Source organism: Shewanella sp. NKUCC05_KAH, from assembly GCF_019345585.1.
Taxonomy (GTDB): domain Bacteria; phylum Pseudomonadota; class Gammaproteobacteria; order Enterobacterales; family Shewanellaceae; genus Shewanella; species Shewanella oncorhynchi.
On sequence record NZ_JAHKQZ010000002.1, the window covers coordinates 86,802 to 100,682 of the forward strand.

The window sequence follows — 13,881 nt, forward strand, 5'->3', positions numbered from 1 at the left end:
TGTGGGTCAATCACAGTCCATAAAAACAAAAGCCGGCAAATGCCGGCTTCAATCTTACGCGCGCTTAGCTTCGTCTCTAAGCTCTCGTCGCAAGATTTTACCCACGTTGGTTTTAGGTAACTCGTCCCTAAATTCTACCAGCTTCGGCACTTTATATCCCGTTAAATGAATACGGCAGTGCTTAATGATGTCTTCAGCGGTTAAAGATTTATCTTTTGCCACCACAAATACCTTCACTAACTCGCCACTGGCGTCGTTTGGCACACCAACGGCAGCCACTTCAATCACTTTTGGATGAAGTGCGACCACTTCTTCGACTTCGTTAGGGAATACGTTAAAGCCTGATACTAAGATCATGTCTTTCTTACGGTCGACAATATAGAAGAAACCTTTCTCATCCATATAACCAATATCGCCCGTAGCTAACCAACCGTCAGTGTCGATCACTTTGGCGGTTTCTTCAGGACGTTGCCAATAGCCTTTCATCACCTGAGGACCTTTACCAAACAGCTCGCCGGTTTCGCCTTGGGCTAATACCTTGCCGTCATCATTACGGATTTGGATCAGTGTCGAAGGTGCAGGAAAACCAATTGAACCGTTATAACCGTCTAAGTTATATGGACAACAGGTTAATAAGGGTGAGGCTTCCGTCAGACCATAACCTTCAAGTAAACGGGTTTTAGTAATGGTTTGCCATTTATCCGCCACGGCTTTTTGTACCGCCATGCCGCCACCGATAGAGAGTTTTAAGCGTGAGAAATCCAACTGGGAAAAATCATCACTATTCACTAAAGCGTTAAATAAGGTATTCACCCCAGTTAATGCGGTAAAAGGATACTTTTTCAACTCAGCCACAAATCCTGGGATATCGCGAGGATTGGTGATGAGTAAATTCTGACTACCTTTGTGCAAAAACAGCAGGCAATTCACGGTCAAGGCGAAGATGTGATACAGCGGCAAGGCCGTTACGACAAACTCACTGCCATCGTTTAAAGCGGGAGAATATGCACCATCGGCCTGCAATACGTTTGCAACAATATTGCCATGGGTCAACATAGCGCCTTTAGAGACCCCAGTGGTGCCTCCTGTGTATTGTAAAAACGCTAAATCATCGTTAGTGACTTCTGGTTTGATGTATTGCATGCGACGACCCGTTGATAAGGTATCGCGCATTGATAAGGCATGGGGTAAATCGTATTTTGGCACTAACTTCTTGATGTACTTCACCACAAAGTTCACTAAGGTACGTTTTGGTGCACTTAATTGATCACCTAAACTGGTGATAATCACGCTTTCAACAGGAGTTTGCTCGACCACTTCTTCTAAAGTGCGGGCGAAGTTTGACACCACCACAATGGCTTTGGCGCCAGAGTCAATCAACTGATGTTTAAGCTCGCGCGGTGTATAAAGTGGGTTAACGTTAACAACCACCATACCTGCACGCAAAACACCAAACAGTGCAATGGGATACTGCAACAGGTTTGGCATCATCAAGGCGACACGGTCGCCCTTTTCAAGCTTTAATTCATTTTGTAAATACGCAGCGAATGCTCGGCTGCGTTCTTCCAATTTACGATAGGTTAGCGTGGCACCCATGTTGATAAATGCAGGTTGATCTTCATACTTAGCCACCGCCGTCTCGAACATGTCGACAAGCGATGAGTATTGTTCCACATTAATTTCAGCAGGCACATCTTCTGGCAAATGATTAATCCAAGGCTGATCCACTACTCTCTCCTAAATCCCCACAACTGCGGAAACAATATCCATACAAGCGTCAAGACTCGATAAATACCGAGTTAAAATACCGGCTTACATTTTATAGTTATTAATTTACTCGTCATAAATCATACGAGCGTTTTAATTTTGATCATCATCACATAAAAAAAACAAAAAACCTAGCGTCTTTTTTATACCCATATAAGCAACCTATTAAACGAATTTGCGGATCAAACGTGCAACGCCTTCGGCATTGTCCATATGCACATGATGATCGCCCTCAATTATGTGCTCAGACAAATGCTTGAACCACGTTCTGGCCTTAGGTATCGCGCTCTGCAACTGGCTAAATCCCTGTTTGCCACAAATTAATAAGGTTTCAACATTGATGTCCTGCATCAAGGCATCAACTTGGGCGAAGGTTAATCGTTGGGGTGAATCTAATCTTAATCGAGGATCACTACGCCAACCTATGCCATCACCTTCGGGCTGCATATTACGATCGAGCAACAAACGACACCAAGGTTCGGCAAGTCCTGTTAAATGTGCCCTCGCCCGCACCGCAGTATCTATACTGTCGTAAATCTTTGCCTGCCCATGCTTCTGAGTTAAATACTTCTCATGCTGATAGAAGCTTTTTTTCAATCGCGCCTTAGCTTGCGTTGGCAACTCAGACAAGGGGCTTAACGCTTCGATCAATACCAGCTTGTTAACCTTTTCGGGAAATGTCGCCGTGTAAGCTGAGGCGATTATACCGCCAAGCGAATGCCCAATCATTGCCGCTGGCTTTTGCGGTAATGCCGTTAACAACGCGTCTAAATCATACAAATAATCAATCCAATGCAGCGGATAGTGTCCCGGCCTATGTGCAGAAAAGCCGTGTCCTGGCCAATCAATGGCGAGCACTTGATAATCGAGTAAATGCGCTGTTAAAGGTTCAAAACTGTTGGCGTTATCTAACCAACCATGTAAGGCAAGCAATAAAGGTTTATCCTTCGCCCCCCATAATCGGCCCGCGACCGTAATATGAGGTAATACAAATTCGATTTGATTTTTGGGGGCGAAAGATTGCCACATAATGCCTCTGATGTCAGGTAATTAAGATGATTTTTTGACAAATTTAAGTGTCATACGGTCACTTTCACCGATCGCTTGGTATTTTTCTTTATCGGTATCACCCAAGGCAAAAGAGGGCGGTAGCGTCCAAACACCTTTGGCGTAATCTTTCGTATCTTTGGGGTTCGCATTGATTTCTGCACTTTCAACTAAGGTAAAACCTGCTTTTTTGGCTAAAGCAACCATAGCCGCTTGATCCATATAGCCAGTGCTGAAGTTCATTCCTTCGTTGGCTCTATGCTCTACCACGCCAAAGATACCGCCGTCCTTCAACACTTTATAAGACGCGGCAAACACGTTTTCCAACTGATCTGTCGATGCCCAGTTATGTAGATTTCGGAAGGTTAATACCAGATCAGCACTACCGTCAGCACCTAAATCCATCTTATGTGGAGGATCGAAGGTAACAATCTTAGCATTGCCCATGACGTCTTTATTGGCCGTCATCCACGCAGCATACTTAGTTCCCGCGTTCGCGCGATAACGATTTCCGGGAGTATCTGTTGCAGGAGCTGTTTCGAAACTGGCTGCGATATATCGGCCCTCTTTAGCAAGATAAGGCCCTAATATTTCACTGTACCAGCCATTACCCGGCCAGAGTTCAATCACAGTCTGTTTTGGGGTAATGCCAAAAAAAGTTAAGGTTTCAGCGGGATGACGATAAACGTCACGACTGGCATTTTTAGCCTGACGAAAATCGCTTTTTAAGACTTTATCTAAGCTTTCATCGGCATAGGTAACACTCGAACATAAACCAGCAAGCAGCAGACTGGCAACTAAGGTGACTTTTTTCATTGTAATTCTCCATGGATACCGAAGGCTTAACCTAGCAGCCAATGGCCAAAAATCCAAGGAATAGAAGTCGGAAAACTAAGCTTTAAGCGACATAAGTGGTTATAGCTCAAAGTGATGAGCAAAATCACCTTTACCTAAATCAACAAAGTTCAAAGCAGAAAAACGATGGGGAAAACACTAGACGACTGAGGCCTTAAACAAGCTTGAGAACTAACGACTCGCAGCGTTATCGACACGGCGCCACGCAAAATACAAAGCGCAGGCACTGGTTAATAACCATAATCCCACCCAAATCCACGCGGGGATCCAAGAACGCTCGGCCAACATCACTGCATCACCTTGACCATCAAGCCCGAGCAACACTGTCGGACTCGCAAGCGCATTAAGCATGATCATCAAGCCAATAATACGCAAAAACTGAGTCAACATTTTGTTTTGACTGAGTTTAAGCGGTAACAACAAAATAATAGTCAGCACAGCTAAAATCGCTAACGTGAGAATATCCCTGCCCCAAAGCAAGCCGCTTAGCACAACTAAGGCACCTAGCAAGGCAAAACTCACGCGGATCCCCTTTGGCCAAGTCGCTAATAAATAGATTAAATATCCCCAACAGGCTGCACCAAAATACCCAGCAAAGCCAATAAACATCGGCGAGCCGCCTTGGCTAAAACAAAATCCTGCTCCATTCGGAAACAACTGAATATGGCTGACCACGCCCGAGCTTAAAATCGTTGCAATGCCATGGGACAATTCATGGAAATAGCTTTCAAGCCATTTAAACGGCACGCTCAAATAGGGAATTCGAGTTATCAATAAAGCTAAAACTAGCTCGATAATAAACAAACCACGGCTTGGCACACCGCTTGTGGCTAAGCCTGTCAGTTTAGAAGAGGAAAATCGCGAGGTTGAACGGGAAGACGTTTTTTGATGCTCAAGCATACAAGTCCACACCCACCATTTGCTGAATTTCATCGCGTTTGGCGGCATGTTGGGTTTGTAAATATTGGGCAATCGCTCCCTGATGGCCGCGAGTATCTTGCTCATACTCGAGGTGCGCACCAAGCCTTGACTGTAAATTTCCCGCTACGTTTTTACTTTTAGGCTGAGTTTCTAAACTAAGGGTTTCGACGGCATCTTGCTCAATCACTGGGCGTGACGATTCAGGCGCAGTCAGCCCCTGAGCGATAGCGGGTCTATTACTCGCTACAGCATTCGTCAAACTCATTTGATTCACATTAACTTGCATCAAGAAGCCTTAAGTTTGCACTATCCATCGTTAAGCCATTCATCGTAAAGAATGCTTAGTATCAGTTGCCTGAGATTCTATCGCAGATACTCAAGCAAAGAACAGCTTATTCACGGCCGGGTAACTTTTTCCATGTGACTGTATCACGTAAATACACAGGTTCAAGCTCATCGACCGAGGTTGTCAGTCCAGCTTTTATGCCTGCTTCAGCCAATATCAGCATAGCCTTTGCATCGGGATATTTCACGGCCTCGAGAGCTAAAATCCCCTTGCCGAGTGCCAGCAAATCGGGATAAGCATCAAAACCTGTGCCGCAGCCCACAATTGGCGCTTGAGTATCGAGCTGAAGCAGTACGTCCGCAGGCGCACTGACCACTTCTTTACCGACAAGCGTTGCAATACCATCAACGGCCACAAACTGGCCCCAATACACTTCCCCCATGCGCGCATCAATGGCGCACAAAACTTGCTCGGCTTGATGCTCGCTAATCGCCATTTGTGCCATTGCCGCTAAGGTTGAAATACCAATCACAGGCAAATCTAACCCCAGTGCCAGACCTTGCGTCATGCTCGTGCAAATACGGATCCCCGTAAAACTGCCAGGGCCTCGTCCGTAAGCAATCGCAGTCACTTTATCTAAGCGAATGCCCGCTTGCTTGAGCACTGAATCGACCATAGGCAGCAGACGTTGACTGTGTTCACGCGGCGCATCGGCAAGTTCAGCATAAATCTGACCTTGGTATTGCAGCGCAGCTGAGCAGGATTCGGTACAAGTGTCTAAGGCAAGAATACAAGCAGAGTGTTCGTGTGTTATTGTCATTTCAAAACCGGATTGCGGGCAAGATTTCGCATCAAATTTACATAATCTGTATTGAGCGAATATGCCATGAGAAAACTGGCGCAAATAATAACATCAAATGTCCGAAAACAAAGGGCTAAGCAAGCAACTCAGCTAAAATAGCGCCCTCATGATATTCAGTCGCAAATCTGGACGAGATGAATTTATGTGATCTAAGTCAATGATCAATAAACTCATTAACGAATATAGCTCGCTTGGGGAAACTTTTTCAACTTTGATTGTCAGAGCAGAAAAGTAAGGGGCGAATTTATCCCTTGCCATTCCCTTAGTATTGTACGATTGCTTTAACCCGCCTTCGATAAGGACATTTCATGTTAAACACGCCTCCATTGCGTCGCTTAAGACGCTTACGTAATTCAGAAGCAATGCGCGATCTGCTGCGCGAAACCCATATTTCGCTGAGCGATCTTATCCATCCCCTGTTCATTGAAGAGCACATCACCCATGCCGTGCCCATCTCCACGCTACCTGGCATCAGCCGCTTACCTGAGAGCGCACTGGCGGATGAAGTTCGCGAGCTTTATGCCCTCGGGATCCGCTATGTGATGCCCTTTGGGATTTCCCACACTAAGGATGATAAGGGCAGCGATACATGGGACGACAATGGTTTACTCGCCCGTATGGTGCGCACCATTAAAGCTACCGTGCCTGAGATGATGGTGATCCCCGACATTTGTTTTTGTGAATACACAGATCACGGCCATTGCGGCATAGTTCACAATAATGAAGTCTGCAACGACCTCACAGTCGAAAATTTAGTTAAGCAATCGATAACAGCCGCCAAAGCTGGCGCTGATATGTTAGCACCATCGGCCATGATGGACGGTCAAGTAAAAGCCATTCGCCAAGGGCTCGATGCCGCAGGTTTTGAACATGTGGCGATTCTGGCCCACTCGGCAAAATTCGCCTCTTCTTTTTACGGTCCTTTTAGAGCCGCGGTCGATTGTGAACTCAGTGGAAATCGCAAGGGATATCAACTGGATTATGCTAATGGTCGTCAAGCCCTGTTAGAAGCCTCATTAGATGAAGCCGAAGGCGCCGATATCCTGATGGTTAAACCCGGCACACCCTACTTAGATGTGCTCAGCCGTTTAAGACAAGAAACCCACTTACCACTCGCCGCCTATCAAGTCGGCGGTGAATATGCGGGCATTAAATTTGCCGCCCTTGCGGGCGCGTTGGATGAGCGTGCGGTGGTGACTGAAACATTTATCGGCTTAAAGCGGGCGGGTGCAGATTTGATTGTCAGCTATTACACCAAACAATACGCCCAATGGTTAACTGAAAGCCGATAGTTGCGTCGGTAGCGAATCAAAAGTTACGCTAATCGTTAAACCCATAGCTATTCTGCTTGTTAAGAGAACAACTAGGTTTTGCACTTTAGAAACCCCATAAAAAACGCCACCTTTATTGGTGGCGTCTTTGTATTTAACACCCTGTGCTAAATCGCTTAAGCCTTCTGTAATCTTGCAAACAAGGCTTTTACTTTTTCCACTTTAGGACGCACGACCATCTGACAATAGGGCTGCTCACCGTGTAAAGCGAAGTAGTCGTTGTGATAATTTTCAGCGGGATAAAAAGTATCAAACGCTGAAACCTGGGTCACTATCGGCGCATCAAAAACCTTGGCTGCTGCTAACTGAGCAAGCATAGCGGTAGTTTGCTCTATCTGCTCAGCATTATGGGTAAACACCACGGAGCGATATTGTGGCCCCTTATCATTACCTTGGCGATTAAGCGTGGTCGGATCATGGCTCTCAAAAAAGACCTGTAATAGCGTCGTAAAATCAATTTCCTCAGGGTTGAACTCGATATGCACAACCTCAGCATGGTCAGTTTGGCCCGAGCAAACAGATTTATAATCGGCATCATGGGCTTCGCCGCCGACATAACCTGAAGTGACATTCACCACGCCCTTTAGGCTTTTAAAAATCGCTTCGACGCACCAAAAACACCCTGCACCAAAAGTCGCAAAGTGATTCGCTGCTTGTTCAACAGCGTTATCCATCCCTTTGAAAACCATAGAAACTGAGTTAACACAGTGACGGATATTGTTAGGTGTTAACATTTCACCTTCAAAGACATGCCCCAAGTGACCGCCGCACTGGCTACAAACAATTTCAGTTCTGCGGCCGTCAGCGTCTATATGGCGGGTTACAGCGCCAGCAATTTCATCATCGAAGGCAGGCCAGCCACAATGGGCATTAAATTTATGCTCAGAGCGATACAAGGGGGCATGGCATTTTTTGCATAAATACAAACCCTTAGCATCGTGCTCATAATACTCACCACTAAAGGGGCGTTCAGTGCCTTTCTCTTCGATAACATAGCGTTCAAAATCGGTCAGTTTATTCATATTAATGCCCTTTCGACTCACGTCGTTGTGTATTTCGATATTCTTTGATTAAGAAGCTGATTTATAAGGAAGCCAACATAAGACCCACTCCAAGCAAGATTTCTTGCACTCGGCTTCAAAATGCGGCTGGTGACTAAAATCTTACCACTCAAGTAACTACTAATATAAGTGCTCATATAAGCGACTGCATAAATGACGGAAAATACGGCAGTTGATCCAGATCACAGTCGCTGAGTATTTGCACCCACATCAGCGCACGGCTACACTTGCAGCGGGTCAAATTACAACTAAATATAACAAGTAGAAACCAAAATGAAATTAGAAACCATTGATTACCGCGCTGAAAACAGTGCCCAGCAATTCGTTGAATCACTTCGGGAAACTGGCTTTGGTGTTTTATCTAATCATCCGATTGATAAGCGCTTAGTTGAAGACATCTACACCGAGTGGCAAGCCTTTTTTAACTCAGAAGCTAAAAACGACTACATGTTTAAAAAGGAAACCCACGACGGTTTCTTCCCCGCATCGATTTCTGAAACTGCCAAAGGCAACACAGTCAAAGACATTAAAGAGTACTACCACGTCTACCCTTGGGGCCGTATCCCCGATTCACTGCGTGCCAATATTCTCGCCTATTACGATAAAGCCAACGCGCTGGCCGCTGAGCTTTTAGAGTGGATTGAAACCTACTCACCAGAAGACGTAAAAGCCAAGTTTTCGATGCCATTGCCAGAAATGATCGCCAACAGCCAAAAAACCTTGCTGCGCATTCTGCATTACCCGCCGATGACGGGCAGTGAAGAAATGGGCGCCATTCGCGCCGCGGCACATGAAGATATCAACCTTATCACAGTATTACCTGCTGCCAATGAGCCTGGATTGCAAGTGAAAGCCAAAGATGGCACTTGGTTAGATGTTCCAAGCGATTTTGGCAACATTATTATCAATATCGGTGACATGTTACAGGAAGCCTCTGGCGGCTATTTCCCATCGACCTCTCACCGCGTCATCAATCCTGAAGGTACGGATAAAACCAAGTCACGGATCTCTTTGCCGTTATTTTTACATCCAAACCCTGCTGTAGTGCTATCGGATCGCTATACCGCTGACAGTTATCTAATGGAAAGATTGCGCGAACTCGGGGTGATCTAAGCCTTAATTCAGCCTATTAATCCAAGTAACAATCGCAAGAGACAGTCAAGGATTAAGCGATTAAAGCGCCTTAGGGCGCTTTTTTTATGACATTCGCCACCTTCAAGGTAGAATAGCCGTTCTTTAAGTTATTTAGGACAAGGCGTTATCATGGCAATTCAGTGGTATCCGGGGCATATGCACAAGGCACGCAAGGAGATTGAAGAGGCTATGCCTCAGGTCGATCTTGTTATCGAAGTGCTGGACGCGCGTATTCCCTACAGTAGCGAAAACCCCATGGTGGCTCAGCTTCGAGGCGACAAACCTTGTATCAAACTGCTCAATAAATCTGATCTGGCCGATCCAGAGATCACCGCACAATGGATTGAATACTTAGAGCGTGAGCAAGGCGTCAAAGCCACAGCGATCACGACACTGCAAGCGGCAATGGTGAAAAAAATCCCTGATCTCTGCCGTAAGCTAGTGCCAAGTCGCGATAAAACCGAAAAAGACATTCGCACTATGATCATGGGGATACCCAATGTTGGGAAATCTACCATCATCAATACCTTAGCTGGCCGTGTTATCGCCAAAACCGGTAACGAACCTGCGGTAACCAAAACCCAGCAACGGATCAATTTACGTAACGGTATCGTGCTGTCGGACACCCCGGGTATTTTATGGCCCAAAGTGGATAACGAAGCGAGCAGCTATCGCCTTGCCGTCACTGGCGCCATTAAAGATACGGCGATGGAATATGAAGATGTGGCCCTGTTCGCCGCCAAGTATTTCTTAACCGCTTATCCAAAAGAGATTTGTGAGCGCTATAACTTAAGTGAATTACCCAAGGATGATGTTGCACTTCTCGAGGAAATCGGCCGCAAACGTGGTGCGCTGCGTCCAGGTGGTCGCATCGATATGCACAAGGCATCAGAGTTATTACTGCATGAATATCGCTCGGGGAAAATAGGCTTACTCTCGCTAGAAACGCCTGCGATGGCAGAGCTTGAAAAGATTGAAGTCGCCCGTATCATGGCCGAAAAAGAAGCAGAGAAAGAAGCCAAACTGGCAGCAGAGAGACTTAAACGTTCAGGCAAACGCCATAACGACTAGTCAGCCCGCCACTCTGCATTTCGAATATAAGGCGCAGATTTTGTTAAAGACGTTAAAGACAAGACGCTGATGACTTTTATATTCCAGCTTATGGCGCTCATTTATCAAGTTTAAAGTTAAAGCCAATATATTGAATATACTGGCTTTTTTATTATCTGAAACGAAACTTTCGCGTTAAAAAACACTTTTACGCCAATGACTTCTGCGTGCCTGATATAAGCTCTCAATATCAGCCATTCATCATCCTCTTAGCACAATACACCAAGGAACCATCTTGGGTTTGACTGCACAGCAAAGGTGCTTTAGTCGCGGGATAGATCTACCACTTCTTTCAAGTTTTCTAATGGTACCCACCCTGATTCTTCGCTGACAGCTTTTATACACCATACCCAGCCATTCAACATTCGTGTGCCAATGAGTTGTTCACCTTCATGCACATTAAGTTCTCTTGCCGTATAGTCCTCAAGCGCCAGCCCGTTGGCATTTTTTAGGCGCTGAATCACTTGACCAGGAACCCAACCAGCATCTTGCCCCGGCGTAGTGCAAAGGAACCAGAGATCCCAGCCTTCAGGACCTGCATATTTGTCTCCAACGGTAAGAGAATCACCTTTTTTGAACGTAATGGGGTTAGGAAACTCGCTTTCATGTGGATTGACAACGATATATTTCTTAGTAGTCATGTGTTCAGCTAACCTTTTAATAAGTATTTGTGAACGTTAAACTTATTGGCTTATCAAAGCACGCCCAATTAACGCATTGTTTGAATGAAACTTATCAGTTTTCTATCAAACATACTATCCGACAACACACGCATGCACAGTTTTCAAACTAATTATCAACATAAAAAACTGTAATATTTTGATTTTAAATACGATGACAATAAACTGCATTATGAGTAGGAAAATGCCAGTTAGCGTAATATGAAGGTATATTCAGTTAGCCAAAAACCGCGCCAATTTGCACGCGGTTTTCAATGGGAATTAACAGCGAGTTAATGAATAATTACAACTTTTTAACTTATTTTAAGGTCTTCCAAAACATGATCTGCTGCCTGGAATGCCAACGCTGCCAAAGTGAGGGTTGGATTACCCGTTGCAACCGTTGGAAACACTCCGCTACCGACTAAAAACAGATTGCTATGATCCCAAGATTGCTGACGAGGATTCACCACCGACGTATCTCTGCAGTCCCCCATTCGATACGTCCCCACAATGTGTCCAGCACCGTAAAACGTAAAATTATGGCCCTGATATTCAAAATTATTCGACGTTACTTGACTCTTATCACCATAAAATACCGGCGCAGGCGGAGCCTTGGTATATTCCCGCGCATCAAGGGCGTCAAAGAGTTTGGTCGAAATATCTTTAGCCGACACGAACGCATTGCGCACATAATCCTCGCGTACACGATAGGTTAATTTGGGGCGCGGCAAACCTAAGTTATCTTTCAGCGTCTCCGACAACTCGACACGGTTTTCCGGATCAGGTAATTGTTCAATTAAATAGCCCATACGAATTTGCCGTGTGTAAATACCATTCAAGGTATTCACCAGTGAGGCACCAAATAAAGCGCTATTCGCAGACATGGCGGGATCAAACCGTAATGAAATTCCCTGCTGATTGACAGAATCCCCATTTAATTGCGAATTATTTTGTCCAAATACAAAATCAGCTAAGGTTGTGAATGGATCATTTGCTGCCCACTGCCAACCTTCATTGCCGATTTCAATACGATAGGCGGCACGGTCTTTACGAAAGGCGCCATCGCGTAAACTTTCGATACCCGCAGTAGATAAAGGCCCTCGAAAACCGTAGACAGGATCTTTCGCCAGACCCCAGGCCAAATACATAATATGATCCATCAAATTACGCCCCACTTGATCGCTATGGTTGGCGACGCCGTTCGGACAGGCTTTATTACGTTTAGACATGAGCAATAATTTAGGCGTCTCAATCGCGTGAGCTGCAATCACATATTTTTTACCCGTAACGGTACCGCCGCCCGTCGCTATCCCCCCGTGAGTTTGATAGGTCACATAATCAATACCAACTACATCCTTTGTATTTTCATCCACTTGAACATTTGTCGCGACGTGACGATAAAACACATCAACATTACCGGTTTGCAATGCTCGCCCGAGCGTCACAGTAGCATCGTATTTGGCTTGGATAGGGCAAATAGGAATACAATTTGTATTCCCCGCACATTGACGGCGTTCACCCGGTAATGAATTGCGCCCCTGAGGGGTTGGCGTGACTGACAATTGAATATTGTCGTACACCATATCGCTCACAGCTTGTTCATATTGTTGATCAACTAAAGATGAAACAATGCCAGGCATTGGGTAATCGTAATTCGGCCCATAAACACCATCCGGTGAAACATTAAATCCGCGATAAAGCTGATCCATTGCCTCTTTGTCACCGGCGACGCCAATCTCATTGGTCGCCTGTTCATAGTAAGGAACCAGCGCCTGATAAAATTGTTTTCCACCGGGCCAATCCACGCCCTGCTTATACTGGGTTTGCAATTCAAAATCATTGGGCAATAAATGCAAACTGGTTCCCAGCCAATGCCAAGTTGTGCCGCCGCCAATGCGCTCATAGGAACTGGCAAAAGCAAACTTTGCTTCAGTACTGTCAGGTTTCAAATGTTCAGGCTGCGGCGTGTAGTCGAAATAACATTGCTTTGGATTACGCCATGCGCCAATTTGCAACACGGTATAACGCGGCACATTTTCCTTCGCAGGATCAGGCAGTCCGAGTGGATTATCCGCCGTCGATGCCGCTGGATTTTGCGTAGTAGGAGGATAAGGTGACTCAGGTGTTTTGGCATTGGCTTTAAAAAAGGTTTCCATGTAACCACTGCGGTCAACAGGCACTTCCTGCCCTGCTTCGAGGATTAATACTTTTTTCCCCGCCATCCCCAGTTGATAAGCCATGATAGAGCCCGCAATACCAGAGCCCACAATAATGACATCGTAATTGGTTTGCGCGCTCATACTGCACCTCCTTGATGACCCGTATATGCCGACAGTGCAGCGGGTGCTTTTGCCCAATAGCCATATCGATAATTTGAATCCCCCATCGGATGCGCCTGCATAACTTGCCAGACTAGACCCGTGGTATAACTTTTTGCCGAAATCATATCGCTAACCGTGGTTTCCGGCTCTGTATCCGTCGCGGGAATAATGGTTGGCCATGCACCGGAGTACCACATAAAAATCAATTTACGACAGGCCAATACAAAATTAGCCCCGTTGTCTGGCACCAGCATTTGCGTGCCAATTTGTTGATCTGATAATTGCTGCGCTTTTAACGCCGTAAATTTGTGCAGAATAGTTGTAACTAAAGTTAGGTCCTTTGATTCTTCGGTTATTTTTTGCGTAAACACGGCTAAGTATTCGGATTTAATATCCACGGGATCCAATGTCGGGGCAATAATACTGGTAGCAAAGCCGGTTAATACCGCGCTCAAACCAATAAAATTATTCATAGTATCGGCAGTCGCGCCTGTAATATCAGTCATGATGAGTTCCTTTCGTAA

General features: G+C 45.5%; 13 protein-coding genes. 3 read left to right on the forward strand and 10 right to left on the reverse strand.

Annotated elements, in window-relative coordinates; translation table 11 throughout:
• Positions 1-54: 54 nt before the first annotated feature.
• The 6 genes from fadD to tsaB form a co-directional block, all read right to left on the reverse strand.
• Complete coding sequence (fadD, locus tag KO533_RS02240) at positions 55-1,728, reverse strand: long-chain-fatty-acid--CoA ligase FadD (RefSeq protein WP_105252274.1); 1,674 nt, start codon at positions 1,726-1,728, stop codon at positions 55-57.
• Between the two features lie 204 nt (positions 1,729-1,932).
• Entirely contained in the window at positions 1,933-2,796 is an 864-nt protein-coding gene (locus tag KO533_RS02245; RefSeq protein WP_168824028.1) for an alpha/beta hydrolase, read from the reverse strand.
• Between the two features lie 21 nt (positions 2,797-2,817).
• A complete protein-coding gene (locus KO533_RS02250; protein WP_105252272.1) occupies positions 2,818-3,630 on the reverse strand; it encodes a class I SAM-dependent methyltransferase in 813 nt (270 codons plus the stop codon).
• A 210-nt stretch (positions 3,631-3,840) separates the two neighbouring features.
• Entirely contained in the window at positions 3,841-4,569 is a 729-nt protein-coding gene (locus KO533_RS02255; RefSeq protein WP_028760198.1) for a M50 family metallopeptidase, read from the reverse strand.
• Positions 4,562-4,876: a hypothetical protein gene (locus tag KO533_RS02260; protein WP_028760199.1), complete on the reverse strand. Its 315-nt coding sequence runs from the start codon at positions 4,874-4,876 to the stop codon at positions 4,562-4,564. The genes KO533_RS02255 and KO533_RS02260 overlap by 8 nt, the downstream gene beginning before the upstream one ends.
• 106 nt (positions 4,877-4,982) lie before the next feature.
• A complete protein-coding gene (gene tsaB, locus KO533_RS02265; protein WP_219252692.1) occupies positions 4,983-5,696 on the reverse strand; it encodes a tRNA (adenosine(37)-N6)-threonylcarbamoyltransferase complex dimerization subunit type 1 TsaB in 714 nt (237 codons plus the stop codon).
• A 350-nt stretch (positions 5,697-6,046) separates the two neighbouring features.
• On the opposite strand from tsaB, the gene hemB reads away from it, so the two are divergent.
• On the forward strand, positions 6,047-7,030 hold the full coding sequence (gene hemB, locus KO533_RS02270; protein ID WP_219252694.1) for a porphobilinogen synthase: 984 nt from the start codon (positions 6,047-6,049) through the stop codon (positions 7,028-7,030).
• Positions 7,031-7,185: 155 nt separating this feature from the next.
• Here hemB and KO533_RS02275 read toward each other — a convergent pair whose 3' ends face one another.
• Positions 7,186-8,091 carry a bifunctional methionine sulfoxide reductase B/A protein gene (locus tag KO533_RS02275; RefSeq protein WP_219252695.1) on the reverse strand — a complete coding sequence of 302 codons (906 nt, stop codon included), beginning with the start codon at positions 8,089-8,091 and terminating at the stop codon, positions 7,186-7,188.
• Between the two features lie 312 nt (positions 8,092-8,403).
• Here KO533_RS02275 and KO533_RS02280 point away from each other — a divergent pair, with 312 nt between their 5' ends.
• A complete protein-coding gene (locus KO533_RS02280; RefSeq protein ID WP_113939512.1) occupies positions 8,404-9,243 on the forward strand; it encodes a 2OG-Fe(II) oxygenase family protein in 840 nt (279 codons plus the stop codon).
• Between the two features lie 150 nt (positions 9,244-9,393).
• Positions 9,394-10,335, forward strand: coding sequence for a ribosome biogenesis GTPase YlqF (gene ylqF, locus KO533_RS02285; protein WP_011919190.1), 942 nt, complete (start codon positions 9,394-9,396; stop codon positions 10,333-10,335).
• Positions 10,336-10,637: 302 nt separating this feature from the next.
• Here the strand turns inward: ylqF and KO533_RS02290 are convergent, their stop codons facing one another.
• The 3 genes from KO533_RS02290 to KO533_RS02300 all read right to left on the reverse strand — a co-directional run bounded on the left by KO533_RS02290 (position 10,638) and on the right by KO533_RS02300 (position 13,863).
• Positions 10,638-11,015, reverse strand: coding sequence for an SH3 domain-containing protein (locus KO533_RS02290; RefSeq protein ID WP_219252698.1), 378 nt, complete (start codon positions 11,013-11,015; stop codon positions 10,638-10,640).
• Positions 11,016-11,347: 332 nt separating this feature from the next.
• Positions 11,348-13,336 (reverse strand): GMC family oxidoreductase, encoded by a 1,989-nt coding sequence (locus tag KO533_RS02295; RefSeq protein WP_219252700.1) that lies wholly within the window; start codon positions 13,334-13,336, stop codon positions 11,348-11,350.
• Positions 13,333-13,863 carry a hypothetical protein gene (locus KO533_RS02300; protein WP_219252702.1) on the reverse strand — a complete coding sequence of 177 codons (531 nt, stop codon included), beginning with the start codon at positions 13,861-13,863 and terminating at the stop codon, positions 13,333-13,335. Before KO533_RS02300 ends, KO533_RS02295 begins: the two co-directional genes overlap by 4 nt.
• Positions 13,864-13,881 lie beyond the last annotated feature (18 nt).

Coding starts and splice junctions, on each gene's coding strand:
- KO533_RS02245 (WP_168824028.1), bottom strand. CDS start 2,796: ATGTGGCAATCTTTCGCCCCCAAAAATCAAATCGAATTTGTATTACCT.
- KO533_RS02250 (WP_105252272.1), bottom strand. CDS start 3,630: ATGAAAAAAGTCACCTTAGTTGCCAGTCTGCTGCTTGCTGGTTTATGT.
- KO533_RS02255 (WP_028760198.1), bottom strand. CDS start 4,569: ATGCTTGAGCATCAAAAAACGTCTTCCCGTTCAACCTCGCGATTTTCC.
- KO533_RS02260 (WP_028760199.1), bottom strand. CDS start 4,876: ATGCAAGTTAATGTGAATCAAATGAGTTTGACGAATGCTGTAGCGAGT.
- tsaB (WP_219252692.1), bottom strand. CDS start 5,696: ATGACAATAACACACGAACACTCTGCTTGTATTCTTGCCTTAGACACT.
- hemB (WP_219252694.1), top strand. CDS start 6,047: ATGTTAAACACGCCTCCATTGCGTCGCTTAAGACGCTTACGTAATTCA.
- KO533_RS02275 (WP_219252695.1), bottom strand. CDS start 8,091: ATGAATAAACTGACCGATTTTGAACGCTATGTTATCGAAGAGAAAGGC.
- KO533_RS02280 (WP_113939512.1), top strand. CDS start 8,404: ATGAAATTAGAAACCATTGATTACCGCGCTGAAAACAGTGCCCAGCAA.
- ylqF (WP_011919190.1), top strand. CDS start 9,394: ATGGCAATTCAGTGGTATCCGGGGCATATGCACAAGGCACGCAAGGAG.
- KO533_RS02290 (WP_219252698.1), bottom strand. CDS start 11,015: ATGACTACTAAGAAATATATCGTTGTCAATCCACATGAAAGCGAGTTT.
- KO533_RS02295 (WP_219252700.1), bottom strand. CDS start 13,336: ATGAGCGCGCAAACCAATTACGATGTCATTATTGTGGGCTCTGGTATT.
- KO533_RS02300 (WP_219252702.1), bottom strand. CDS start 13,863: ATGACTGATATTACAGGCGCGACTGCCGATACTATGAATAATTTTATT.